Source organism: Bradyrhizobium sp. 23, from assembly GCF_023073295.1.
Taxonomy (GTDB): domain Bacteria; phylum Pseudomonadota; class Alphaproteobacteria; order Rhizobiales; family Xanthobacteraceae; genus Bradyrhizobium; species Bradyrhizobium canariense_D.
On sequence record NZ_JADPJF010000088.1, the window covers coordinates 200709 to 224953 of the forward strand.

General features: G+C 63.2%; 30 protein-coding genes and 1 pseudogene. 19 read left to right on the forward strand and 12 right to left on the reverse strand.

The window, feature by feature from the left end; all coding sequences use genetic code 11:
* From IVB32_RS21920 to IVB32_RS21945, 6 genes and pseudogenes are all read left to right on the forward strand, one after another.
* Positions 1 to 121 (forward strand): annotated as a pseudogene (locus IVB32_RS21920) (carbon-phosphorus lyase); the annotation flags it as partial.
* A complete protein-coding gene (phnK, locus tag IVB32_RS21925; protein ID WP_018453082.1) occupies positions 114 to 911 on the forward strand; it encodes a phosphonate C-P lyase system protein PhnK in 798 nt (265 codons plus the stop codon). The pseudogene IVB32_RS21920 and the gene phnK, both read left to right, overlap by 8 nt.
* 39 nt (positions 912 to 950) lie before the next feature.
* Positions 951 to 1649, forward strand: a complete 699-nt coding sequence (gene phnL, locus IVB32_RS21930) for a phosphonate C-P lyase system protein PhnL (RefSeq protein WP_018453083.1) — start codon at positions 951 to 953, stop codon at positions 1647 to 1649.
* Positions 1650 to 1660: 11 nt separating this feature from the next.
* Positions 1661 to 2815 (forward strand): alpha-D-ribose 1-methylphosphonate 5-triphosphate diphosphatase, encoded by a 1155-nt coding sequence (locus IVB32_RS21935; RefSeq protein ID WP_247299237.1) that lies wholly within the window; start codon positions 1661 to 1663, stop codon positions 2813 to 2815.
* On the forward strand, positions 2812 to 3408 hold the full coding sequence (gene phnN, locus IVB32_RS21940; RefSeq protein ID WP_018453085.1) for a phosphonate metabolism protein/1,5-bisphosphokinase (PRPP-forming) PhnN: 597 nt from the start codon (positions 2812 to 2814) through the stop codon (positions 3406 to 3408). The genes IVB32_RS21935 and phnN overlap by 4 nt, the downstream gene beginning before the upstream one ends.
* A gap of 22 nt (positions 3409 to 3430) precedes the next feature.
* The gene (locus IVB32_RS21945) at positions 3431 to 4042 is read left to right on the forward strand and encodes a pyridoxamine 5'-phosphate oxidase family protein (RefSeq protein WP_247299239.1); all 612 of its coding nucleotides are present in this window, start codon (positions 3431 to 3433) and stop codon (positions 4040 to 4042) included.
* A 326-nt stretch (positions 4043 to 4368) separates the two neighbouring features.
* Here the strand turns inward: IVB32_RS21945 and IVB32_RS21950 are convergent, their stop codons facing one another.
* Positions 4369 to 4542 carry a hypothetical protein gene (locus IVB32_RS21950; RefSeq protein ID WP_247369095.1) on the reverse strand — a complete coding sequence of 58 codons (174 nt, stop codon included), beginning with the start codon at positions 4540 to 4542 and terminating at the stop codon, positions 4369 to 4371.
* Between IVB32_RS21950 and IVB32_RS21955 the strand changes: the two genes are divergently transcribed.
* A complete protein-coding gene (locus tag IVB32_RS21955; RefSeq protein ID WP_018453086.1) occupies positions 4541 to 4744 on the forward strand; it encodes a hypothetical protein in 204 nt (67 codons plus the stop codon). The two genes, IVB32_RS21950 and IVB32_RS21955, sit on opposite strands and share 2 nt — an antisense overlap.
* Here IVB32_RS21955 and IVB32_RS21960 read toward each other — a convergent pair whose 3' ends face one another.
* The 4 genes from IVB32_RS21960 to IVB32_RS21975 form a co-directional block, all read right to left on the reverse strand.
* Positions 4745 to 5248 carry a DUF6496 domain-containing protein gene (locus IVB32_RS21960; RefSeq protein ID WP_018453087.1) on the reverse strand — a complete coding sequence of 168 codons (504 nt, stop codon included), beginning with the start codon at positions 5246 to 5248 and terminating at the stop codon, positions 4745 to 4747.
* A gap of 67 nt (positions 5249 to 5315) precedes the next feature.
* Entirely contained in the window at positions 5316 to 6098 is a 783-nt protein-coding gene (locus IVB32_RS21965) for an alpha/beta hydrolase (protein ID WP_018453088.1), read from the reverse strand.
* Between the two features lie 4 nt (positions 6099 to 6102).
* Entirely contained in the window at positions 6103 to 7398 is a 1296-nt protein-coding gene (locus tag IVB32_RS21970; RefSeq protein WP_018453089.1) for an O-acetylhomoserine aminocarboxypropyltransferase, read from the reverse strand.
* Positions 7399 to 7479: 81 nt separating this feature from the next.
* Positions 7480 to 8280, reverse strand: a complete 801-nt coding sequence (locus tag IVB32_RS21975; protein WP_247337567.1) for an IclR family transcriptional regulator — start codon at positions 8278 to 8280, stop codon at positions 7480 to 7482.
* A gap of 131 nt (positions 8281 to 8411) precedes the next feature.
* Between IVB32_RS21975 and IVB32_RS21980 the strand changes: the two genes are divergently transcribed.
* The 6 genes from IVB32_RS21980 to IVB32_RS22005 are packed head-to-tail and all read left to right on the forward strand — an operon-like array spanning position 8412 to position 13017.
* Positions 8412 to 9377: a tripartite tricarboxylate transporter substrate binding protein gene (locus IVB32_RS21980; protein WP_026232459.1), complete on the forward strand. Its 966-nt coding sequence runs from the start codon at positions 8412 to 8414 to the stop codon at positions 9375 to 9377.
* A gap of 3 nt (positions 9378 to 9380) precedes the next feature.
* Positions 9381 to 9998, forward strand: coding sequence for a flavin reductase family protein (locus tag IVB32_RS21985; RefSeq protein WP_018453091.1), 618 nt, complete (start codon positions 9381 to 9383; stop codon positions 9996 to 9998).
* 44 nt (positions 9999 to 10042) lie between these two features.
* Positions 10043 to 10903, forward strand: a complete 861-nt coding sequence (locus IVB32_RS21990; RefSeq protein ID WP_018453092.1) for a fumarylacetoacetate hydrolase family protein — start codon at positions 10043 to 10045, stop codon at positions 10901 to 10903.
* A 3-nt stretch (positions 10904 to 10906) separates the two neighbouring features.
* The gene (hpaH, locus tag IVB32_RS21995; protein ID WP_018453093.1) at positions 10907 to 11710 is read left to right on the forward strand and encodes a 2-oxo-hept-4-ene-1,7-dioate hydratase; all 804 of its coding nucleotides are present in this window, start codon (positions 10907 to 10909) and stop codon (positions 11708 to 11710) included.
* Positions 11711 to 11735: 25 nt separating this feature from the next.
* Complete coding sequence (locus IVB32_RS22000) at positions 11736 to 12128, forward strand: RidA family protein (protein WP_018453094.1); 393 nt, start codon at positions 11736 to 11738, stop codon at positions 12126 to 12128.
* 13 nt (positions 12129 to 12141) lie between these two features.
* On the forward strand, positions 12142 to 13017 hold the full coding sequence (locus tag IVB32_RS22005) for an amidohydrolase family protein (RefSeq protein ID WP_018453095.1): 876 nt from the start codon (positions 12142 to 12144) through the stop codon (positions 13015 to 13017).
* A gap of 54 nt (positions 13018 to 13071) precedes the next feature.
* Here IVB32_RS22005 and IVB32_RS22010 read toward each other — a convergent pair whose 3' ends face one another.
* Positions 13072 to 14067 (reverse strand): LLM class flavin-dependent oxidoreductase, encoded by a 996-nt coding sequence (locus tag IVB32_RS22010; RefSeq protein WP_247369089.1) that lies wholly within the window; start codon positions 14065 to 14067, stop codon positions 13072 to 13074.
* A 232-nt stretch (positions 14068 to 14299) separates the two neighbouring features.
* On the opposite strand from IVB32_RS22010, the gene IVB32_RS22015 reads away from it, so the two are divergent.
* From IVB32_RS22015 to IVB32_RS22035, 5 genes are all read left to right on the forward strand, one after another.
* Positions 14300 to 14722: an MgtC/SapB family protein gene (locus IVB32_RS22015; protein WP_018453097.1), complete on the forward strand. Its 423-nt coding sequence runs from the start codon at positions 14300 to 14302 to the stop codon at positions 14720 to 14722.
* 135 nt (positions 14723 to 14857) lie between these two features.
* On the forward strand, positions 14858 to 15361 hold the full coding sequence (locus IVB32_RS22020) for a twin-arginine translocation pathway signal (RefSeq protein ID WP_018453098.1): 504 nt from the start codon (positions 14858 to 14860) through the stop codon (positions 15359 to 15361).
* Positions 15362 to 15372: 11 nt separating this feature from the next.
* Positions 15373 to 16002: a ferric reductase-like transmembrane domain-containing protein gene (locus IVB32_RS22025; protein ID WP_026232461.1), complete on the forward strand. Its 630-nt coding sequence runs from the start codon at positions 15373 to 15375 to the stop codon at positions 16000 to 16002.
* Between the two features lie 195 nt (positions 16003 to 16197).
* Complete coding sequence (locus IVB32_RS22030; RefSeq protein WP_018453100.1) at positions 16198 to 16674, forward strand: cyclic nucleotide-binding domain-containing protein; 477 nt, start codon at positions 16198 to 16200, stop codon at positions 16672 to 16674.
* Between the two features lie 132 nt (positions 16675 to 16806).
* Positions 16807 to 17136 carry a hypothetical protein gene (locus tag IVB32_RS22035; protein ID WP_085361134.1) on the forward strand — a complete coding sequence of 110 codons (330 nt, stop codon included), beginning with the start codon at positions 16807 to 16809 and terminating at the stop codon, positions 17134 to 17136.
* Between the two features lie 212 nt (positions 17137 to 17348).
* Here IVB32_RS22035 and IVB32_RS22040 read toward each other — a convergent pair whose 3' ends face one another.
* Positions 17349 to 18299 carry a LysR family transcriptional regulator gene (locus IVB32_RS22040; protein WP_018453102.1) on the reverse strand — a complete coding sequence of 317 codons (951 nt, stop codon included), beginning with the start codon at positions 18297 to 18299 and terminating at the stop codon, positions 17349 to 17351.
* A gap of 76 nt (positions 18300 to 18375) precedes the next feature.
* Here IVB32_RS22040 and IVB32_RS22045 point away from each other — a divergent pair, with 76 nt between their 5' ends.
* On the forward strand, positions 18376 to 18930 hold the full coding sequence (locus IVB32_RS22045; protein WP_026232462.1) for a DUF4440 domain-containing protein: 555 nt from the start codon (positions 18376 to 18378) through the stop codon (positions 18928 to 18930).
* Between the two features lie 957 nt (positions 18931 to 19887).
* On the opposite strand, the gene IVB32_RS22050 is transcribed toward IVB32_RS22045, so the two are convergent.
* The 5 genes from IVB32_RS22050 to IVB32_RS22070 form a co-directional block, all read right to left on the reverse strand.
* Positions 19888 to 20499 (reverse strand): hypothetical protein, encoded by a 612-nt coding sequence (locus IVB32_RS22050; protein WP_247368553.1) that lies wholly within the window; start codon positions 20497 to 20499, stop codon positions 19888 to 19890.
* 276 nt (positions 20500 to 20775) lie between these two features.
* Positions 20776 to 21726, reverse strand: coding sequence for a hypothetical protein (locus IVB32_RS22055; RefSeq protein ID WP_247368555.1), 951 nt, complete (start codon positions 21724 to 21726; stop codon positions 20776 to 20778).
* Positions 21723 to 22382 carry a hypothetical protein gene (locus IVB32_RS22060; protein ID WP_247368557.1) on the reverse strand — a complete coding sequence of 220 codons (660 nt, stop codon included), beginning with the start codon at positions 22380 to 22382 and terminating at the stop codon, positions 21723 to 21725. The genes IVB32_RS22055 and IVB32_RS22060 overlap by 4 nt, the downstream gene beginning before the upstream one ends.
* A gap of 197 nt (positions 22383 to 22579) precedes the next feature.
* Positions 22580 to 23266 (reverse strand): recombinase family protein, encoded by a 687-nt coding sequence (locus IVB32_RS22065; RefSeq protein ID WP_247368559.1) that lies wholly within the window; start codon positions 23264 to 23266, stop codon positions 22580 to 22582.
* Positions 23267 to 23370: 104 nt separating this feature from the next.
* Complete coding sequence (locus IVB32_RS22070) at positions 23371 to 23925, reverse strand: hypothetical protein (RefSeq protein WP_247368561.1); 555 nt, start codon at positions 23923 to 23925, stop codon at positions 23371 to 23373.
* Positions 23926 to 24245: the final 320 nt, after the last annotated feature.

Below are 24245 nucleotides of genomic sequence, written 5' to 3' on the forward strand. Positions count from 1 at the left end.
CGGGCGCATGTTCGTCTGCTCCGACACCGATTATTGCGAGGGACGTCAGGCCGCCGGCCATCACGGCAGCCTCAGCGCCGCGCCGTACAAGGACAAGGCGCAGGAGGCATCGAATGGCTGATCAAGACATGCTCGAGAACGACGAGCCGCTGCTGGTCGCAAAATCCCTCAGTAAGTCCTATGGCCGGATCGCGGCGTGCCGCGACGTGTCCTTTGCGCTCTACCCCGGCGAGGTGCTGGCGATCGTCGGCGAATCCGGCTCGGGCAAATCGACGCTGCTGCAGCTGCTGTCGGGTCAGCTCGCGGCCAGCGGCGGTGAGGTGTCCTACCGGATGCGCGATGGCGTCACCCGCGATCTCACCACGCTGGGCGAGGCCGAGCGGCGCTTCCTGTTTCGTACCGATTGGGGCTTCGTTCATCAGGATCCCGCGCAGGGGCTGCGCATGACCGTCTCGGCCGGCGCCAATGTCGGCGAGCGGCTGATGGCGGTGGGGTGGAATCACTACGGCCGCATCCGCGATACCGCGTCGGACTGGCTGACTCGCGTCGAGATCGACATCGCGCGCATCGACGATGCGCCGCGGACCTATTCCGGCGGCATGCGCCAGCGGCTCCAGATCGCCCGCAACCTCGTCACCGAGCCGCGGCTGGTGTTCATGGACGAGCCGACCGGCGGCCTCGATGTTTCCGTGCAAGCCCGTCTGCTCGACCTCGTGCGCAGCCTGGTCGCGGAGCTGCATCTCGCGGTCATCATCGTCACCCATGATCTCGCGGTCGCGCGCCTGCTGTCGCATCGGGTCATGGTCATGAAGGGCGGCCGAGTCATCGAGACCGGCCTCACCGATCAGGTGCTCGACGACCCCCGCGAGCCCTATACCCAGCTGCTCGTCTCCTCGATCCTGCCGCCATGAGCCTTCCAACGTAATGAGCCTTGCAAGAAGAGTTCTCCAATGACCGCCATGATCGACATCGCCGACGCCAACAAGACCTTCACGATGCACCTGCAAGGTGGCATCGAGCTGCCCGTGGTGCGCGGCGTGACCTTTCACGTCAATCCCGGCGAATGCGTCGTGCTGTCGGGGCCATCAGGCGCCGGAAAATCGTCGATCCTGAAGATGATCTTCGGCAATTATCGTTGCGATTCCGGCCGGATCGGCATCCACCATCGCGGCGCGCTGGTCGATCTCGCCACCGCCGAGCCGCGGCAGGTTCTCAACATCCGCCGCGCGACCATTGGCTATGTCAGCCAGTTCTTGCGCGCGGTGCCGCGCGTCGCGACCCTCGACGTGGTCGCCGAGCCGCTGATCGTCAACGGCCTGGCGCGCGCGGAGGCGCAAGCCCGTGCTGGCGAACTGTTGCATCGCCTCAACATCCCCGAGCGGCTCTGGCAGCTTCCGCCCGCGACCTTTTCCGGCGGCGAGCAGCAGCGCGTCAACATCGCGCGCGGCTTCATCTCGGATCTGCCGATCCTGCTGCTCGACGAGCCGACCGCGTCGCTCGACGCCGCCAACCGCGCCGTCGTGGTCGGGCTGGTAGCCGAAAAGAAGCGCCAGGGCGTCGCCATGGTCGCCATTGTCCATGACGACGAAATCCGTCATCAGATTGCCGACCGCACCGTCGACGTCACCAGCTTCGCCGCCGCGGCCTGAAGGAAATGGACATGAACGCCAAGAAGGACATCGTGATCGCCAACGCCAGGATCGTGCTGGCGGAACGGGTGATCGAGCAGGGCTGGCTTGCCCTCGCCGATGGACGCATTGCCGAGATCGGCGAGGGCAGGGCGCCCGCGGGGGCAGAGGATGCCGGCGGCGATCTGATCATGCCCGGCTTGATCGAGCTCCACACCGATCACCTCGAGGCGCATTACGTGCCGCGACCAAAAGTGTTCTGGAATCCAGTCGCCGCCGTCGTCTCCTATGACGGCCAGCTCGCGACATCAGGCATCACGACGGTGTTCGACTCGCTCCGGGTCTGGCGCGAGGATGGCGCCGAGGAAGTCGACGGCCGCGCCGGCACGCTTGCCGCCGCAATCACGACCGCTCGCGATGCTGACCTGCTCCGCGCCGATCACTTCCTGCATCTGCGCTGCGAAATCCCGATGCCGAGCGTGGTCGAGGAGGCCAGGGAGCTGATCGACCGTCCCGACGTGCGGCTGATGTCGCTGATGGACCACACCCCCGGCCAGCGCCAGTTCCGGGACGAAGGCAAGCTGCGCGACTATTATCGCGGTAAGGGCGGCGGCAAGACCGACGCCGAGCTCGACGAGCTGTTCGCGAAGCGCTTCGAATATCAGAAGGCCTATGCCGCGACCAACATGCGCGAGATCGTGGCGCTGGCCCACAAGTACAAGATCCCGCTGGCGAGCCATGACGACACCACTGAGGAGAACGTCGTGGACGCCGTGCGCGATGGCGTTTCGGTGGCGGAATTTCCGACCACGCTGGAGGCCGCGCGCGGCCTGCACGAGGCCGGCATCGACATCCTGATGGGCGCGCCGAACGTCGTGCGCGGCGGCTCGCATTCCGGCAATATCGCCGCGGTCGATCTCGCCCGCGAGGGCCTGCTCGACATCCTGTCGTCGGACTACATCCCCTCGAGCCTTCTGATGGCCGCGCTGCACTTGCCCGAGCACGTGCCCGCCATCACTCTTCCGGCGGCGATCCGCACCGTGACGAAGGCGCCCGCGGAGGCAGTCGGCCTGTCCGACCGCGGCGAGATCGCGATCGGCAAGCGTGCCGATCTGATCCGCGTGCATGTCGCGGGCCGCGTCCCCGCGGTCCGCAGCGTCTGGCGCGAAGGAAGCCGTGTCGCATGAGCGAGGCCGTCACCGTGGCGGGAAAGACAACGGGTGCGATCGGGCCCGGGCGGCTCGTGCTCGTGGTCGGTCCCAGCGGTGCCGGCAAGGACACGCTGCTGCGGCTGGCGCGGGCAGCCTGCATCGAGGATCACGACATCGTCTTCCCGCGCCGTGTCGTGACGCGGGAATCCTCGGCCGACGAAGACAATATTGCGGTGAGCCCTGACGAATTCCGTCGCGCGCGCGAGCATGGCGAATTCGCCGTGCATTGGGAGGCGCATGGGCATTGTTACGCGCTGCCGCTCGACCTCAACGACGATATTCGTGCCGGACGCGCCGTCGTGGCCAATGTTTCGCGCACGGTGATCGGCGTGCTGCGCCAGACCTATGCAAACGTCGTGGTGGTCGCGATCACGGCGCCTCCGGATGTGCTGGCGCAGCGGCTTGCCGCTCGCGCCCGGCACAGCGACGGCAATATCGCGGAACGGCTGACGCGCAGCGTCGACGACGCATCGACTCAGGCCGACGTCACCATCCTCAACGCCGGCAGCGCTGAGTATCACGGCCGCCAGCTTCTGCGCGTGATCAGGAACCAGGGCTGGCACGAATAGCCCGCACAACAAGGAGACTGGAATGTCGGTGATCGAAACGGTCGAGCAGCTGGAGGCCATCTACGGCGTCACCAACGACGCATCGATCGTGAAAGTCGCCGACCACGTCACCCCGCTCTATCGCGTCTTCATCGAAAAGGCGCCGTTCGCCGCGCTCGCTACCATCGGACCCGAGGGGATCGACTGCTCGCCGCGCGGCGATCTCTCCGGCTTCGTCCGCATTCATGACCCGAAGACGCTGATGCTGCCGGATCGCCGCGGCAACAACCGGGTCGATTCCTTGCGCAACATCGTGCGCGATCCCAGGGTATCGCTGATGTTCCTGATCCCCGGCTCCGGAAATGCGGTTCGGGCCAATGGCCGGGCGCATCTGTCCATCGATTCCGAATTGCTGGCCTCGTTCAAGGTCGACGGCAAGGCGCCGCGCAGCGTCATGGTGATGACGGTCGACGAAATTTACTTCCAGTGCGCCCGCGCCATCGTCCGCTCCGATCTCTGGAATCCCGACAAGCGCATCGACCCCAAGACGCTGCCGACGCCCGGCCAGATCCTCGCCGAGATGAGCGAGAACAAGGTCGGCGGCGCGGAGTATGATCGCGCCTGGCCGGAGCGTGCGGCCGCGACGATGTGGTGAGTTCGTTCTTCCCCTCTCCCCTTGCGGGAGAGGGTGGCTCGCCGCGTAGCGGCGAGACGGGTGAGGTCTCTCTCCGCGTGCGACTCTCTTGAGGATTCGCGGAGGCAAACCCCTCATCCGGCGCTTCGCGCCACCTTCTCCCGCAAGGGGAGAAGGAAGAACTCATCGCGAGATGAATTCGTTTGTCGGCGCTCGCACCCGGAGACGCGCCCCTGCGCGCTCATCGCAATTATGGATAGACATTTCATTGACCGTTCGCGCTAAACGCTCGATATTCGACGCATCGACACTGCTCCTTCGAGCCGAAGCCGCGATATGAGAACCGATCACCCGCGCAGTAACAATGACATGCATGCGTGCATGACGCGCCGCTGTTTCTCGGCGGCCACCGGCGCATGTTGTTGTTGCTGACCGCCGCCTCCTAGCAGCACCTCACCCAGCAAATCCCAAGAAGAAAATCCAAAGACAGGAACGCCGAGACCCGGCGGACGAGCAGTCATGTCCCGAACTCAATCGAATGCCTACGTCATCGAGATCCACGACCGCGCCGCCGGCATCGTCACGAGGGATACGCGCGGCTTCCGCTTCTTCTCCTCCGAGCGTCTGTTCGACAGCCTCGAAGGCCGCCAGTTCCGCTCGGCGCGCGAGGCGGAGCGCGCCGCCCGTGCGGTATTCTCCGAGCGGGGCCGGCGCGCGAACTGATCAGCTCCGGCGGCGCGCCCTGGTGCGTGCCGCCTTCTTTGCGGCGCTGGAGCGGGCCTTGGCGCCCTTGGTGCGGCTCGCCTTGCGCGCGGCGGCTGAACGCGACGCGGCCGTTCGCCGGCTCGCGGCACGTTTGCCCTGCTTCGACAGTGCACTGCGCGAGGCGGTCGAGCGCGGCTCCTTCTTCAAAACCTTTTCGACTGCTTGCGACACGCGCGGCCGGCGCTTCGGGGTGCGCTTGCCCTGACCGACCTCGTAGGCATATTTGGCGCTGCGTCGCGTCGATTTCTTGACGCTTTCCTTGCGCGGTGGCGGCAGATCGATGCCGGCGCGGCGCGCTTCGGAGAGACCGATGGCAATGGCCTGCTTCGTCGAGCGGGCGCCATGCTTGCCCTTGCGGATCTTGTCGATCTGGTCCTTGACGAATTCGCCGGCCTGCGTGCTTGCCGATTTACCGGCACGCTTGTCTTGCCTGGCTTTGCGAATGACTTCCTGTCTTGGCATGGGTCCTGTTCCCTCGATCTTCACAGGGATATCTGACCGCAACGCGCAAGATGGATGATTGATCCTGTCAGTTCCGGAGCGCAGCCAACAACTCATCCGGGCGTTCGGCCATGATCATGTGGCCCGCGCCGGGCACCACGACGGTCTTCGCATGCGGGATCGCGGCGGCAAGTGCCTTGCCGGCCTTCACCGGCGTCATCATGTCCCGTTCGCCGAGGATGAGCGTCGTGGGCACCTTCACGCTTGCGGCTGCTTGCAGCGCATTCGCGTAAGCATTGCAGGCCGACAAATCCCGGAACAGCACGCCCGGCTCGCAGTGTTTCAATACGGCCTGCGCCCCGCCATGCATCCACAGGCCCGGTGCGAGGCTGCCACCGAGCTCGGCGTTGAAGCCGAGGCCCCAGATCGAGACCATGTCGTTTGCATCCTGCGAATTGGCTTCGGCCGCCTTCAGCAGATCCGGGCCGACCGTCATGGTCGCGGCCGTGCCGATCAGGCTGAGCGCGGAAACCTTGTCGGGGTGACGTGCGGCCGTCTCCAGCGAGATCAGCGAGCCCATGGAATGGCCGATCAGATGCGCTTTCGTCACTCCGGCCGCATTGAGCAGGGCCGCCGTCCAGTCGGCCATCTCGGCGATGCTGCCGAGCGAAGGTCCGGGCGAGCGGCCGTGGCCGGGCAGATCCGGCGCCAGCACGCCAAAGCCATGATGGGCGAACCAGCGCGTGTGCAGCGCCCAGGTCGAATGATCGAAGCCGGCGCCGTGGAGGAAGGCGACCGCGGGCAGGGATCTGTCGAAGTCGCGGCCGCCGGTTGCGACCAGCACCTCGGCGCCGTTGACGGAGAGCTTCATGGTGTCAGACCTTTTGCGAGATGCGCAGCGCTTGGGTGAGATCGTCGACGATGTCGCTTGCGGTCTCGATGCCGACCGAGAGTCGCACCAGCTCCTCGCCGATGCCGGAGGCCTTGAGCTGCTCGGCGTCCATCTGCTGGTGTGTGGTCGAGGCGGGGTGGATCACCAGCGTCTTGGCGTCGCCGACATTGGCGAGATGGCTGATCATGCGCAGCGATTCGATGAACTTGCGGCCGGCGGGCCGCCCGCCCTTGATGCCGAAGGAGACGATCGAGCCGGCGCCGCGCGGCAGCAATTGTTTTGCGAGCTGGTAGTCCGCATGATCTTCCAGCGAGGGATGCAGCACCCAATCCACGGCCTTGTTGGACTTCAGTGCTTCCAGCACGAGCTGGGTGTTTTGCATATGGCGGTCCATGCGCACCCCGAGCGTCTCGACGCCCTGCAACAGCTGGAACGCGTTGGTCGGGGATAGACAAGCGCCGAAATCGCGCAGGCCTTCGGTACGCGCGCGCATGATGAAGGCGGCGGTGCCGAACTGCTCGTCGAAGACGATGCCGTGATAGCCGCCATAGGGCTCGGTCAGCACGCCGAATTTTCCGGATGAGCGCCAGTCAAAACGACCGCCGTCGACGATGGCGCCGCCGATCGCGATGCCGTGGCCGCCGATCCATTTGGTCGCCGAATGCATGACGATGTCGGCGCCGAGCTCGATCGGACGGCTGAGATAGGGCGTGGCAAAGGTGTTGTCGATCAGCAGCGGAATCTTCGCGTCATGCGCGATCGAAGCGACTTTCGGAATGTCCAGCACCTCGAGCCCGGGATTGCCGATGGTCTCGCCGATCATCAGCTTCGTGTTCGGCTTGATCGCCGCGCGGAACGCGTCGAGATCGCGCGGCTTGACGAACGTTGTGGTGATGCCGAAGCGCGGCAGCGTGTGCGCCAGCAAATTGATGGTGCCGCCATAGAGCGAGCTCGATGCCACGATATGGTCGCCGGCGTTCAGAAGCGTGGCGATGGCCAGATGCAGCGCCGCCATGCCGCTCGCGGTGCAGATCGCGCCGACGCCGCCTTCCAGCGCCGCAAGCCGTTCTTCCAGCACGCCGGTGGTCGGATTGGAGATGCGCGTATAGATGTGGCCGGCGCGTTCGAGATTGAACAGCGCGGCGGCGTGATCGGAATCCTGGAACACGTAGGACGTGGTCTGGTAGATCGGCACCGCGCGGGCGCCGGTCGCGGGATCCGGATGCTGGCCCGCATGCAGGCTCAGGGTCTCGAAGGCAGGCGGTTTTGGCGCGGGCATGCGGGGCCTCGTTGCTCGGTCGGCGGAGGCGGCTCTTGTGCCATAAAATGGCGCGCTGCGTCAGCCCATTGACAGCGTTGTCTAACCCCGGATCGCCTGCTCGATGATCCGCGCCTCCCGCAGCAGGATCTCCGCGACCTCCTGTTCGCGTCGTGGGCCGAGCCTGGTGCGAACGGCGGAGACGGTCATCGCGGCAGCGGGACGGCCGTCCGGGGTCTCGATCCAGGTCGAGATCGACTTCGTACCCTGCACGAGACCAATTTCCCTCATGCCGTATCCCAGCCGTCTTGCGGCGGTGACCTGGCCCAGCACCGTCGCAACATCGGTCCGGTAGGCCTCCAGTCTCTTCTCGTTGGCTGCGACGATTTTTCGCGCGTCCTGCGCCGGCATCGCGGCGAGGATGGCGACGCCTGCGCTGGAGACGCCGAGCGGTCGGCGCGCGCCGACCTCGATCGACAGCACCTGGATCGGATAGACGCCAATCCGGCGATCAACGCACAGCGTGTCGTTGCCGGTCCGCACCGTCAGGAACAGCGTGTCGCCGATCTCGGCCGAGGCGCGTTGCAGCGACGGATTTGCCGCGATCAGCAGCCGCGACGGCCGAGGCCGTGCGAGCGCGAGCTCCGGCACCTGGTTGCCGATCGCGTAGCGGCCGGTCCGGTCATGCCGTTCGACGATGCCTTCCTCGATCAGCACGTGGACGATGCGGTGCACGGTCGGGCGGGTGAGGCCGGTCGCCCGCACCACCTCGGCCAGCAGCACGCCGTCTTCGCGGCCTGCGGCAAGGATGCGCAGCACCGCGAGCGCGCGCCGGATCGCCTGCGCGCCCTGTCGCGGTCCCGTGATGCGGCGGGTGGATTTCGCGGAAGTCGTCTTGTCCATAATATGGACGAGAACGCCACAATTCACTCGACAGGTAAAGCGCCCATCTGGAGATTGCGCTCCGAATCGACATGCCGTGTACGACGTCAGGCAAATCGACGTAAAATTGGAAGCGCCGCCGGGAGGTTAACATGCGATTAATCTGGATTGCCCTAGCTGCCGCAGCGGCGATGTTGACGGGACCGGCGTCGGGCCAGCAATGGCCGGCGCGCAACGTCAAGCTGATCGTGCCCTATCCGGCCGGCGGCAATGTCGATAGCGCCGCGCGCATCATCGCGGACAAGCTCCAGGAAAAGCTCGGCCAGCCCTTCATCATCGAGAACAAGGCGGGCGCCGGCGGCATGATCGCGGGCGAGGCGTTCGCGAAATCCGCGCCCGACGGCTACACGCTGTTCGTCGGCGCCAACGGCCCGGTGCTGTTCGCGACCGAAATCAACAAGCGCGACGCCTACAATTGGAAGAAGGACTTCCTGCCGATCACGACGATCTCGATGACGTCGTTGGTGCTCGAGGTGCATCCGTCGGTGCAGGCGACCACCTTCAAGGAATTCATCGACCTCGCCAAGCGCGAGCCGGGCAAGCTGACGATGGCCTCGCCCGGCCCCGGCACCACCAATCATCTGCTCAGCGAGCTGATGCAGTCCAGCCTCGACCTGCAATGGGTCACCGCGCATTATCGCGGCAATGCGCCTGCCGTCAACGATCTCTTGGGCGGGCAGGTGCAGTTCGCGTTCGACCAGCTCACGGTCAGCCTGCAGCACATCAAGGCCGGTCTGTTCCGGGCGCTGGCCGTCACCAGCCCGCACCGCCTGAAGTCGCTGCCCGACGTGCCGACCTTCGCCGAGCTTGGTTACAAGGATTTTGACGGCCAGACCTTCACCGGCCTGTTCGCACCGGCAGGCACGCCGGCGCCCGTGATCGACAAGCTGCACGAGGCACTGACCGCGATCCTGAAGGACCCCGCCGTGGTCGACAAGTTCGAGAAGCTCGGCGGTGAAGCCGTCGCGATGACGCCCGACGAATTCAAGGCCTATCTCGCGCGCGAGGACGCCAAATGGATTCCGATCGTGCGCAAGGCCAACATCAAGGCGGATTGATCGATGCGGATCGACCCCAGCGAGCTCGGCGCCGAGCGCATCTACCGGCTGATGACCGGCATCGTGGTGCCGCGTCCGATCGCCTGGGTGACGAGCCTGTCGCGCGCAGGCGTGCTCAACCTCGCGCCGTTCAGCGCCTTCACCTTCGTCTCGCAGAAGCCGCCGATGCTCGCGATCAGCGTCGGCCGCAAGGGCGCGGACTACAAGGACACCGCGCATAACATCCTCGATACCGAGGAATACGTGATCCACATCGCCGATACCCCGCTGATGCAGGCGGTGCACGACTCATCGGTCGAGCATCCGCCCGAGATCAGCGAGGTCGCGGAGCTCGGCCTTGAGACGCTCCCGAGCGAGCGCATCAAGGTGCCGCGGCTCAGCGTTGCACCCGTTGCGATGGAGTGCCGCTTTCGGCAGTGCCTCGAATTCGGCGACGCCCGCAGCCGTCTCATCGTGGGCGAAGTCGTGATGTTCCACCTCCGCGACGGCCTCGTGAACGACGGCAAGGTCGAAACCGTCGCGCTCGATCCGATCGCGCGCATCGGCGGGCCGCGCTACGCCCGGCTCGGCGAGATCGTGACGCTGCACGGCGTGTTCCAGACTCCCAAATCGAAAGACTGAGCGCGCCGCCCCCGCGCGCGCCCCAAGACCATTGGAGAACGACCATGCGACTCCTAAGCTATCTCGTGGACGGAGAGCCGCGCTACGGTGCCGTCATGGAAGGCGGCGTCGTTGATCTGACCCGGCGGATCGGCCGCGACTTCTCCGATGTCAGGGCGCTGATCGCAGCCAACGCGCTGGCCGACGCGCAGGAAGCCGTCGCCGGACAAAAGCCGGACTACGCGCTGGAAGAGCTCGTGCTGCTTCCGCCGGTGCTGGCGCCGGAAAAGCTCTGGTGCATCGGAGTCAATTACGCCGAGCGCAATGCGGAGTATAAGGACAGCTCTGACCTGCCCAAATATCCCAGTCTGTTCGTGCGCAGCATGTCCTCGATGACGGGCTCAGGCCAGCCGCTGGAGAAGCCTCACGTCTCCGAGCAGCTCGACTATGAAGGCGAGCTCGTCATCGTGATTGGCCAGGGCGGCCGCCACATTCCGCGCGAAAAGGCCTGGGCGCACATCTTCGGCATGACGCTGTGCAACGAGGGCACGATCCGCGACTGGCTCCGCCACGGCAAGTTCAACGTCACGCAGGGCAAGAATTTCGACCGCTCCGGCAGCATCGGTCCGTGGATCGTCACCGCGGACGAGCTCGATCCGCGCGGGCCTCATGACATCGTCACGCGCGTCAACGGCGAGGTGCGGCAGCAGGACACCACCGAGCGGCTGATGTTCCCGTTCGATTTCCTGATCTCCTATCTCTCGACCTTCGCAACCCTCAAGCCCGGCGACATGATCGTGACGGGCACGCCGACCGGCGCCGGCGCCCGCTTCGACCCGCCGCGCTGGCTCAAAGTCGGTGACGTCGTCGAGGTCGAATCCAGCCGCATCGGCGTGCTGCGCAACACCGTCGCGGCGGAGCAATAGGTCATGCTGGATACTGCCACGATCGAACGTCTTGCCACGCGGCTCGACGAAGCCGAACGCACCAAGACGCTGATCACGATGTTTTCGAAAGACCATCCCGATTTCAGCATCGAGGATGCCTATGCCGTTCAGCGCGCCTGGACCAGACTCCAGCTCGGACGCGGCCGGGTCATCAAGGGCCACAAGATCGGCCTGACCTCGAAAGCGATGCAGAACGCGGTCGGCATTTCCGAACCCGATTACGGCGTGCTGTTCGCCGACATGTTCTATGCCGACGCCACGCCGATTCCGTTCGACCGCTTCCAGGCGCCGCGAATCGAGGTCGAGCTCGCCTTCGTGCTGAAGGCGCCGCTGCGCGGGCCCGATTGCACCATCTTCGACGTGCTCAACGCCACCGACTACGTCACCCCGGCGCTGGAGATCCTGGAGACGCGCATGCACCGCGTCGATCCCGAAACGGGCAAGGCGCGAAAGGTCATGGACACGATCTCGGACAACGCGGCGAACGCCGCGCTGGTGCTTGGCGGCCGGCCTTTCCGTCCGATGGACGCGGACATGCGCTGGATAGGCGCGCTGTTGTTCCGCAACGGCGAGGTCGAGGAAACCGGGCTTGCCGCCGGCGTGCTCAACCATCCCGCCAACGGCATTGCCTGGCTCGCCAACCGCCTCGCGCCGCATGACGAGCATCTGGCCGCCGGCGAGGTGGTGCTGGCGGGATCGTTCACGCGTCCGGTCGACATTCGCCGCGGCGACACGTTTCATGCCGATTATGGCGCGTTCGGCTCGGTGTCGTGCCAGTTCGTCTGAATCAACACATGAAAGGGAGCGCATCATGACCGGTCACACGCGGCGCAAGAGCATCCATATCGGCGGCTTCAAGCATGCCAACCCGATTCCGAACGCCTGCCGCATCGGCAATCTCGTGATGTCGGGCGTCATTCTCGGCCGCGATGCGACTGGTGCGATGCCCGAGAGCCTGGAGGCGCAATGTGCCAACATGTTCGCGCATATGAAGGCGACGGTCGAGGCTGCCGGCGGCACCACCGACGACATCATCAAGATGACGGTGTGGCTGAAGGACCGTACGCAGCGCGGCCCGGTCAATGTCGAGTGGCTGAAGATGTTTCCGGACGAGCATTCGCGCCCGGCGCGCCACGCGCTGCCGATGGACAACATGGACGGCGGCGCGCTGGTGCAGTGCGACTTCACCGCCGTAATCGACTGAGGGAGTTTTGCGCATGCCGACCTATCTTCCGTTCGACCCGAACCCGCGCCGCCCGGTCAAGGGGCCGCCGCCCAAATCCCTCGACAGCCAGTTTCACGTGCTCGGCCCCCTCGACAAATATCCGGAGCGTCCCGGTGCTGCCTATCGGATGCCGACCGCGACCTGGGAGGCGGCGCTGCGCGTGCATAAGACGCTCGGCATCGAGCGCGGCATCATCGTGCAGACCACGACGTATGGCGCCGACCATGCCGTCGTGCTCGACGGTCTCGCCGCGATGGGCCCGAACTATCGCGGCTGCGCCAACGCGCTGGTGTTCGCCGAGGCGAACGATTCGTATCTTGCCAAGCTGCATGATGCTGGGGTCCGCGGCGCGCGCTTCAGCTTCCGCCAGGAGCTCGGCGCTGTGCTGTCGGATGCCGATTTTGCCCGCGCGATTGCGCGCATCCGCGAGCTCGGCTGGTACGTCAAGATCCAGCCCGAGAAGGACGGCATCGTCTCCAGCGTCGCCAAATACGAGAATCTCGACGTGCCCGTGCTGATCGACCACATGGCACGGCCCGATCCTGAAGCCGGCAGGAACGATCCGAACCTGCGCAAGATGCTGGAGCTGCTCGGCAAGGGCAATTTCTGGGTGATGCTGTCGCTCGGCGAGAAGTCCTCGAAGCTCGGGCCGCCCTACGACGACGTCATCCCGATCGCGCGTGCCTATATCGAGGCAGCAGTCGACCGCTGCGTCTGGGCCAGCGACTGGCCGCACCCGGTCTCGGTCAAGCAGCCGCCCAACGACGCCGATCTGCTGGAGTTGATGTACCGCTACGCGCCCGACCAGTCGACGCTGGAGAAGATCCTGGTGCACAATCCGGCCAAGCTGTTCGGCTTTCCGGATTAGGGCGCTCACGGCCTGCCACGAGCGCAGCTTCACCGTCGCAACAATCGCACCCGCTCACCCCGCCAACCGGTCCCTTACCCCGGCTGCGATCTCGAACGAGCGCAGCCGTGCGGCGTGGTCGTAGATCTGCCCCGTCGTCATCAGCTCGTCCGCGCCGGTGTCGGCGATCAGCGCCTTCAGCTTCGCTTCGACCATGTCAGGCGTGCCGACCGCCGAGCACGACAGCGACTGGCCGACCATCGCCTTCTCGGCTGGCGACCACAGCGCGTCCATGTCGTCGACCGGCGGCCGCAGCGGGCCGGGCGTGCCGCGGCGCAGATTGATGAACTGCTGCTGCAGCGAGGAGAACATGCGCTGCGCGTCCGCGTCGCTGTCGGCGGCGAACACGTTGACGCCGACCATCGCATAGGGCTTGTCGAGCTGCGTCGAGGGTTCGAACCGCGCCCGATACTCCCGCAGCGCCGGCATCATCATTTGCGGTGCGAAGTGTGAAGCGAACGCGAACGGCAGGCCGAGCATCCCTGCGAGCTGCGCGCCAAAGGTGCTGGATCCCAGGATCCACAGCGGCACCTTCGTCCCCATGCCCGGCACGGCCCGGATGGCCTGGTTCGGCTGCACGTCGCCGAGCAGCGCCTGCAACTCCAGCACGTCCTGCGGAAAGTTTTCCGAACTCGTCGCGAGGTCGCGCCGCAGGGCGCGTGCGGTAAATTGGTCGGTGCCCGGTGCCCGCCCGAGCCCGAGATCGATCCGCCCGGGATAGAGCGAAGCCAGCGTGCCGAACTGCTCGGCGATGACGAGCGGCGAATGGTTCGGCAGCATGATCCCGCCGGACCCGACCCGGATCGTCTTCGTCCCGCCCGCGATATGCCCGATCACCACCGACGTCGCCGCGCTCGCGATCCCCGTCATGTTGTGATGCTCGGCCAGCCAGAACCGCTTGTATCCCCAGCCCTCCGCATGCTGCGCGAGATCGAGCGAATTGCGGAACGCTTGTGACGCATCGCCGCCTTGGCGGATGGGCGCGAGGTCGAGCACGGAGAAGGGGATCATGGAAGGGTCCGGATGGAGCGTGCGGTGGTAACGTGGACTCGACATGTAGGAGCCGGTCGCAGGAATACCAGCCGAAACGATCATGGTGCTGCGCCGGCGGCTCCATCGCGCGGAGACGGGGCCATCGCTGCGCTGCATGCGGCAAATTCGCCTGTATGGAAACCGCGGGCCGCATTGCCGCGTTGCCGGCCGGTTTGATCAACGGCGACGATTTTCATTTCGGGGGCTTTCTTTGGACAGATTCAACATTGGTGTTCATGTCGTTGCGCTGGCTGCGGCCTTCGCACTCGCCGTTCCCATTGGCTGGGACCGCGAGAAGCGGGCGCGAAGCGCGGGCTTGCGCACCTTTCCACTGGTCGCAATGGCAAGCTGCGGCTTCGTGCAGGCCAGCGAAAGCCTGCTCGTGCATTCGCCTGACGGAATGGCGAAGGTGATCGAGGGCCTCATCACCGGCATCGGCTTCATCGGCGGTGGCGCAATTCTCAAGCAGGGGAATTCGGTGCAGGGGACCGCGACGGCCGCGAGCCTCTGGGCGACCGGCGCCATCGGCGTCTCCGTCGGGCTCGGCGCTTTTGATGTCGCGGTGACGGTCGCCGTATTCACGTTCCTGACGCTTCGCTTGTTGACGCTGGTCAAGGAAGAAGACGATCACTGATGCATGTGCGAGCGGCCTGCACCCCGTTCACAACAACGTCATCGCGACCCGCTGCGTCCCCCGGCCCAACTGTGCGTCTGGCGCGTTTTCTTGTACACTCACTGAGCCTTTGGACGCTCGCCAGGAGGAACCGACATGACCACGGTCGTACTCAATCGCCGGAGCCTCCTCGCCGCGGGCGGCTCGATCCTCGCAACCGGGCTCTTGGCGACCGGCGTCCCCGGCCTGCTGTTGCCTGCACGCGCGGACGGCCTCGCACCGACCGAGACGATGTCTGGCGGGGCGAACAACTACCGCAAGGGCGCGGCGATCGTGGAGCGGATCGGAAAGGGTGGCTTCTGGATGAGCGGCACCGTGCGCCGCGCCGGCGACGGGACTCCCTTGGCCGGGCAGCGCATCCAGATCTGGGCGCACACGGTCGAAGGCCAGGAGCACGAGCCGCAGAGTCATGGCGCCACGCTCACCGACAAGGACGGCAAGTTCCGGCTCGAAATGCCGCAGATCATTCCCATCTTCGGCCAGCCGCATGGCCACCTCGCCTATGACAGCGGTGAATTCAAAACCGTCTTCCTGCGGCCGATAATGCGGAGCGCAAAGGAAACCAGCCTCGAGGCGCACTTCGTCCTGCAGCCGGCCTGATCGCATTGGAGATGAAGGGGCGGAGATCGGCCCGGGCGCCCCTGATCTGGATCGCCCTTGCCTTGGCCATCGGCGTGCCGATCGCGCTCGCTGCGGGAAGCGAACAGCTCACATGGCGCGGCCCGGTCTACATCCTCGCCGGCTTCGCTGGCATCATTGCGCTCGGTCTCGTGCTCGCTCAGCCCCTGCTGATCGGCGGATATCTGCCGGGACTGTCGGCCTATCGCGGCCGGCGCGCCCACCACTGGATCGGCGGCACGCTGGCTCTGGCGGTGGTGATCCACGTCGCCGGCCTCTGGATCACCAGCCCGCCCGACATGATCGACGCCCTGACTTATACGTCACCGACACCGTTCTCCCCCTTCGGCGTGACCGCCATGTGGGCCATCTTCATTGTTGCGCTCCTGGCTCTGCTGCGCCGGCGGCTGGGATTGCGGTTGCGCACGTGGCGCATCGTCCATATTCCCCTCGCGATCGTCATCGTCGCAGGCAGCGTCGCCCATTGCCTGCTGATCGAGGGGACGATGGAGACGATCTCGAAGGCTGCGCTTTGCGCAGCTGTGCTGGCGGCGACCGTCAAGGTGATGGTTGATCTCTGGAGAAGGCGGACGTTGCGCGATAGCAGCATTGCGCGGCCGTAAGCGTAGGGTGGGCAAAGGCGCGTAGCGCCGTGCCCACCATCTATCTATCAATGGTGGTTGGTGGGCACGCTTCGCTTCGCCCAGCCTACGAGCTCCGAAACTTTCGCTGACCCCCTTGTTCCAACACGTTCGGCGTCGTTACCGCTGGTATCGGCTCCGCTTGCCCGGGAAGGCGGTCAAGATTATCCTCGCGCGATGGCCGTCAGTGTCCCCGACCTGAGAGCATTCCTGCTCGCCACACCGTTCTTCGGCGGTATCCCGGATCAAAGTCTCGACCTCCTGATGTCGATGCTGGTTGAGTGCCGATTTGATACCGGAGCAACCGTCGTGACGGAGGGCGAGCCCGGACGCTCGCTGTTCATCGTCAAATCCGGCCGGCTGGCGGTGAGCAAGCGGGCGAATGCGGGCAACGTCATCCCGATTTCCGTTCTGGAGCCCGGCGATTTCTTCGGTGAGATGACGCTGATTGAAATGCAAAATCGATCCGCCACGGTGGTCGCGGAGAGTCCGACCGTGCTTTACGAGCTGACCGCCCAGAAGCTCTACGCTTGCTACAAGGCCGATATCCACACCTATGTGATCGTCCTGCAAAACATCAATCGCGAGCTATGCCGACGGCTGCGCCGTTCAGACGATCGGTTAGCGGGGCATCAGGTGGGTGACGAGAGTTGACATGCGTAGCATGGGTAGAGCGAAGCGAAACCCATCATGTCTCGTCACCGCGCAAATCTTCCATGGATTTTCGTTTCGCTGTACCCATCCTACGAACTCCCCGGCACCGTAGGCTTCGAATAGGAAACTAACATGGCTCAAGCCGGAGATAATGGACGGTTCGCGGCGTTCAAGCACCACGCCAAGGTGCACTCCTTCAGAGTCAGCACTGCTTTTCTGACTTGGATTCTGCTCGGCGCGACGCTCTTTTACAAGCCTGAGTGGGTCCGATGGGCCCTGCGAACAGGCACGCACGCTATTGAAGCTGTCGGCGATGCGCTTCCTGGTTATTGGGGCGCTCAGGCCGAAATTGTCTTGCGCGAACTCGGTGGTTTCCTTTGGATCCAGATCACGGCCGCGATCCTGTTTGTCCGGTTCGTGTTCTGGCTGATCGGGGCCTCGTGGCGACGTGGTCGGCGGTAGATCCAGTCAGCTCGCGTAGGATGGGTAGAGCACTTGCGAAACCCATCATGCTTCGTCACCGAGCAATGCTATGCAATTCCTGGCCAAAACTGACTGGAGCTCTCGCTCGGGCGATGCCCGCAAGTGACCCCGAAGCGGCGGTCGCGGGGAAGTTGAGGTTCGCTAAGGCCCCACAGGCCTAAAATGTGCTTTAAGGAATATAAGAGACATCCTCAGCTGAGGGAGCCAACCTCAGCGGCGATTTCTTCCGTCAACCACGCAATGCCCGCATCCATCATTGCTGCCTTGGTCGTAATGGCCATGATTGCATCGGACTTCCGCTTCAAAGGAAGCTCAACCAATTGCAGCGCGAAACGAGCCGCGTATCTCTCGACGAGACGGCGCGGCAATGTTGCTATCAAGTCCGAGTTTGAAATTTGCGTGAGTGCCATCATAAAGGTGGGCACGGTCAGGACAATGCGGCGCTGGAGGCCGCGCTTCTCCAGGAGTTGGTCGACAAAACCTCGCGGATCGCCGTCGAGCGACACAAGAAGATGCTGTGCTCTGCAGAATGCAGCAATCGTTGGTGCGCGGGCGAATCCGTTTCCCTTGCGCATTGCGACCACGAAACACTCATCGTAAAGCTTTCTTGCCTGGAAGCGGGTTGGCACTGTGCCCAGGGGCAGGATGGCCAAGTCGATTTCGCGCTTCTCCAGCTTCTCCAGGCTTGACCGCCAAGGGTGCTCCACAGCGCTTGCATGCCTCCCTGGCATCAGATGGATCAAGCTCAGGTCGGCACGGGGTGCCTTTCTCCTGAGCCGCCCCGCAAATGGTCCCATCACCGTGTCCATGATCGCATCAGGAGCGCCAATGGAAAAACGGCGGCTACTTGTAGTCGCGTCGAAGGGCGTAGCTGAAGCAAATACGCGCCCTACGCGAGAAAGGATATCTGCTACTGGCTCGCCGAGTTCCAGCGCACGCTCCGTCGGCACAACACCCTTCGGCGTCCGTAAGAACAGGGGGTCATTAAATAGATGCCGTAGCCGCCCAAGTGAATGACTTACGGCAGAAGGGGTGATGTTCAAGCGGCTAGCCGCTCGCGCCACGTGGCTCTCCTCCAGCACAGTGTGGAAGACCAGCAGCAAGTTAAGATCGACTTTTGACAAGGAAATGTGGTTCAGCATATTGCTGAGGTTATATCACTGGATTCATGTCTCTGAAAGCTCCATGGATTGCGCAACGTTAGCCACAGGAGCTGAAATGACCAAACACCATGCAAACTGGCCAGGAACGCTGTCACGGCGGTCCGCGATCACGACAGTCGCTGCGGCATCGTTGACCCCTCGATTTTGCGCTAGTGTGGCTGCCAGTGACGACGTCGCTCACCTTATCGAGCGCGCCGCTGCGAAAAACGCGGCCTTCATGCGCGGGGACATGGATCGTTGGCTGGCCCTTGTTCGCATCGCCAGTGACTTCACGTTAATGCAACCATTCGGCGGCCCAACTAGCCACGGGTTCGACGCAAGTCCTGAACGTTTGGCGAAGCTATCCCAGTTTTTCAAGAACGGTGAGACGACCTTGGAGGTCGTGCAAACCTATGCATCGGACAAGCTGGTCGTTCTCGTCATGGTCGAGCGGCAATATGCCGAAGTCGGGAGCTTACCAAAACAAGACTGGTCGCTCCGAGTTACGGAAATCTATCGCAAGGACGGTTCTGAATGGCAGTTAGTCCATCGCCACGCAGACCCGCTGGTTCATGGCGTTACGTTGCAGGAGGCGGCGACGATTGCTCGCGGCGGACGTAAGGATGAATGACCGCGGCAACTGGCGTCTTATCAGAAGAAGGATCGATTGCGCCGAAGACTGCATTACATGCAGGTCCACTTCCCCTTTTGGCCCCATAGCGGAAGTCTGCTCGACGTCGGCTTGTATCCCCTTCCATAGGTTGGGCGATATACGTGCTTAGGCGCGCGCTAGGCAGGCAAATCTGACCCGTCGGGCAAAACACCTCTCTCCTGCAAAATCTCGTCAACCCTCCCCCACAAAAATATTCCACTTTACCGAAATTCGGAATCGCAGTATCAATCCGCCATCCCGGTCCAGGGAGAGGGGCGATCGTCCGTCGTAACGTGCGTGGGTCGGGGGGCGGTGGACGCGGCAGTGTCGGGCACGCGAAGGCGGAACCAGGGCGAGATGAACCTCGTGAGGTCCTGTTGCGTGCGGACGAACGGCGCCTGTGTCCGGCGAGCCTCTTGGCGAAGCCGGATCGCTGCGTACGGCAAAATCGTGTGGTCCTGGCCGTCGTTGCTACGGTCAAGCCTTGCGGAGATGGATCGAGGCTCAACCGGGTCTCAATGCATCGTCAATTCGCAAGGCGACGGTGACAAAAAGGAACTCGTCGCCGGGGAGAGCGCGGCATAAGCCGTCAACCCACTGCGCAGGGAAGGCCGAGTGTTCGGCGTCACCTGTATGCTGCTGTGCGGTCTTTTTGCGCTACATTTTCGCGCAGCGGACCGCGGGTGCTAAGCCGGCACCCGGTCTTCCCTGCGCCTCTTCACAGAGGAGGGTCAAGGTAGAAGCAAAACTCGGGCATCTCATGCCGCGAGAAGGCTGTTTCATGTGTGATTTGAGCGAGGGAATGGTGCTGCCAGACAGGATTGAACTGTAGCGGTCGCCAGGTGAGCTACTGAAAATGTTGGAGTTTTTCGCCTCGCCAGCTCTCCGTGTGTATCAGTCGTGGGAGCAGTTGTCATTCACCTCACTGACTGAATTTCACTGGTCAGCAGCGAGTGCGGCCGAAAGAGCCACTTCCCAGAACGTCTTGTCCATCTTCCATTTGATCTCCTCCTCGTGACCAAGGTCGCGGTCGTGTCCCTCGACGGCTAGCACGGCGGCTCGAACGAACTCACCAGCGAAGTCGGCGAGGGCATCGAGATCGTCGAAGCGCGGAAGGTCGGTTGGCTGGTCGTCGAACAGGTGGTGGGCCAGCCGGCCCGTTCGAAAGCTGCGAAGACGCGATTGGGCTTTCTGATGGCTCGGCGAGTTTACGTACATTTCATACAGAGCCAAAGCCTTAGAGGAAGCCTCTCTGCAACTCGCTTCGCCCAGTTTAGCTCCGTCCGTCAGTTGGGGGTGCCATTCGCGGGCATTCGCTGCGAGAGTTTCCTGAACGTCCTGTCGCCTGAAGAGGTGCGCGAGAACCGGAATAGAGGCTTTGTCCTGCTGTTCAACGGGATGCCGCGCGGGGTCAGACACGTCAAACAGACGAGCTAACGCAAGAGCAACATTCAGAGCCAAGCTATTCTGCGTCACGTTGAACGTGTCGCCGAAGGAGCACGGACGATTGAACCTGTCTTCGCTTATGACATCATTGGCCGCATGCATGGCAGCTCTCGCTCTCAGTGCAAACCATGTATCAGCGGCCAAAGAAGGAACGATGAGCTTTGTACGCCTCATAGCTTCTTCGTTGGCTAAAGCGGATCGTTTTTTTGACATACATGTCCTAAGTCCGGCGTTCTCGCGGGAGCGAGCGGGCAGACGTGCAAAAGCTCGGCGACCTCGGTGAGTTCTCCTCTGAGAAGTGCCACCCGAAGCCGTGCCTCCTGCGTGTTCACGACGCTCCGATCTATCTGATCTGTTCCTAGTCGATGGCTACTCGCTCTAGCGACGTTCGTCTAGCAGGGTTTCGAGGCGTTGCTCCCAGCCATCTCGGTGCTCGATACGGTCAAACCCGTCGCGAGGTCCCTTAAGAAGGTCGATGCGGCTTCGTCGGCTTAGTTCCTCCCAATCCTCATACATCAGGTACAGAGCATTGCCGTAGGACAAGTTCTCAAAGGCGACCAAGTTGTCGCCGAATTGTGCACCGAAGTATCTCAGGAACCCGTTAGTCTCCGCAATGAATGCCGTTGGCCTGAAGCGCGCCATGATGTTTAGCCGTTCTTTCATCGTGTCGCGGCTTGCCTCAGATACCGGCCTCTTGCCGCGGAGCATCCGTCGGACCACTTCATCTACGTTACCGACGGGAAGTATCTCCCAGTCCACACGCACGGTGTCGAGGTACTGTGCCAACGTCGCGGTGCTCTCAAAGACATCAGCAGCGCCTAGGTTCTCCTGCAGGATATTTAAGTTGTACAGAAGGTCCGCATCGAAGTCGGGTGCCTGTTTGCTCAGGACTTGATCGACTGCAAACCTGACGACGAACTGCGGCCCCTCTCGTTGCTCCAGCAGCGTAAGCGACAGTTCAACTTCCTTGGGGGGAATGAAATCGCGTTGATAGACCTCGCGAGTGTTGTAGTGCGTGTGCGATCCGTTGCTCCAATCTCCCCAATTCGGGCTCTCCCAAGAGAACGTCTTGGTCACCATGGGAAGATCTTTGCGCGTTACCTCCTTGCCTTCCACGTTCGCTCGGGAGTATCGGCCTGCTTCCACGGGTGGGATGAATGGGCTTGGGAGCGTCAGCTGTTCGCCCGAAAGGGTCACGCCTAAAGCGCGGTAGTTGCCGACGTCGCTTGCATTGATGCGCTTCACCACGGCGACCACGACATCATCTGCTGCAAACGCATTTATGCGGTTGAGAACCTGTTGCGGTATTTTCAGTAAGTTCTTCTTCATGGTGCCTTCCCCCGAGCCTCAGCAAACAACTGTGACGCATTCATTAGCATCTCCAAGAGCCGGGAGACGCCATCAAGCCGTGATCGGGTGGTTCGCTCATCTAGCGGCGAGTTGAGTAGCTTCCAGTCTCCGGTCGGCGTTTCGTCCTCGGAGAATGAGACGTAGATGGTCCTGCCCGGCGCTACTCGGTGCGTCAGGACGTTCCTAGCATCGCGAAGCCCTTGGTAGAGCGGGTCCTTTGATAGGGCCTCAAATGTTGTGATGATGGGATCGCTTGCCCAGGTTCGTTTATAGCCCGCGGTCGTCGAGCCGATTGCGACGCGCTGCCTGTCGCTCGGTGTGGCGAGCGGGAAGGTGCCGGGTGATAGCATTGCTCCCAGCGCAAACATGCCGAAGAAGTACGCTTCGAAGACTGAGAAGGCGCTGGAAAAGAACCCAAACAGGTTCTTCTCTTGTGTGTAGCGAATGCTCGCCTCCGGCGCCGCACCATGTTGTTTGATCGAGACCTCAAAGGCGTCGCTGTAATCGAACAGTGCGTGGTACCGATAAGACACGGCATTCCATGCCCCCACGAAGTCGCCAATGAAGGGACCTGTTAGGCCAACCGCTGCCCAGTAGGTCGCCTCGAAAGGGCTTGTCGGGAAGCCGGACGGCATGAGCAATCCGTTGACTGAAAGCGGCCGAGCCTGCCCCATACAATCTCCAAGGGTGGAAAGGCGGTTCGTCACCTTGCCATAGTGGGGCGGTAACCCTCAACGCCGTTCGATGTGCATCGGCGTGACAACTGGGGAAAAACACTGATTGGGCGGGATAAGAACGATCATCCGCAGGGATGGCTTCGATTGCGCAAGCCCTAAGCTGTCACGTTCAGCCGTGCCATCGTACGGGCCACCTGCACAGCTGACCATTCAGTCGAGCCACGCGGTGTAGGAACGCGCCGCTCCGTGAGGGCCCGTGCGATGCCACTGAGCGAGTTCACGCCATTGGCTTGTAGGTCTCGTATGATGTGGGCAAGGTCTGCAGCACGCTCGTTGGCGCGAGCAACTTGAATGTCGCGGCCAGCCTTCCGTGCCGCCCGGGAGAGCCGAGCCCCTCGGTCGCCCCCGAGCCGCACGCCACGCCGCTTGGCCGCTGCAAGGGCCACCTTGGTTCGGTCCGAGATCGCCCGTCGCTCCTCGTCGGCGACCATCGCCATGATGCCGACCGTTAGTCGGTTCGCATGAGGCATGTCAGCGGCAACGAAGTCCACGCCAGCCTTCTCCAGCCCAAGCAGGAAGTGCGCATCGCGAGATAGCCGGTCGAGCTTGGCGATGACGAGCTTGGCACCATAAACACGGCAGGTCTGTAGGGCCTTGGCAAGCTGCGGGCGATCATCATCTCTTTTCCCGCTCTCCACCTCAGTGAACGCCTCTGCAAGCGACCACCGCCCGCCATTGAGATAGCTGCGCACGGCTTCCTGCTGAGCCTCCAGCCCAAGGCCCGACCTACCTTGTCCCTTGGTAGAGACCCGGTAATACGCGACAAACACACCCTCAGCCATATCATTACATTCCAGTCAACGAACGTTGACTAAGTTGTAATAATACTCGAAATAAGTCAACCCCCCTCATCCCGGGAGGACCAAGGGGGTGTCCCTTTCGAGCGCTACAGAACTGGCCGCGTCTGAGCCCTGCGAGCGATGTTGATCTGTTTGGCCCGCAGCTTAGTGAACCTTGAGACGAGCTGAGCGGTGACACCGAGGATGTCCGCGATCTGACGATGGAGCAGACGGGGATGGTGGTCGTACAGCCAACACACCGCCTCCTGCGTGTTCAGCTCGCGACTACGGGTCGAGCGGAACGCAGCAAGCGCAGCTTCGGCGCGGCGCATCGTCGGGGCGGCCTCGCTTACGAGGTCGGCAACTGTGTCGTGCCACGCTTCGGCGATTAGTGCTTGGCACTCCGGGGACAGAACGTCGAATGGATGGCCTGATCTCGGATTGTCGTGTCGGACGCCAAGGCGACGTTCAACGAACGCTCGAGGCAAGCGATAGCGCCGCCCTTCGGCAGCGAGAACGCCCATGTGATGGAGAACGACGCGGACCCGTTTCGGCCCAACTCCGTACTGTTCGCCTAGTTCAGTGACGGTGATGAACTCGCCAATCGGGTCGGTGATGAGCCGTCCAGTCTGGCGGTGGACGGTTTCTTGGACGTAGAGCATGCGTGTGCGATCCTGTGCGGGATTGGAAGTTGATCGGAGAGCCCAGAGATTGCTGGGGCTGGGGATGCTGAGGGACATCTGAAGTGGTCAACTTCAGTGGCTTGGCAGCTCCGCGCGGGGTGGACCAAGCATTACCCATGAACTAAACACCCCAAGAACAGGTGGTGTCTTTCGCGTGCAGCTTCGAGGTGTGTCGCGATCGGCCAAGCCAATCTGATGCGCTTAGGGTAGGCGCGTTTGAGCTGCTGCCGGTATGATGGACACCGGGTTAAGCTAATCCCACCTTGCGCTCGAACTCAACAGGGCTGAGGTAACCGATC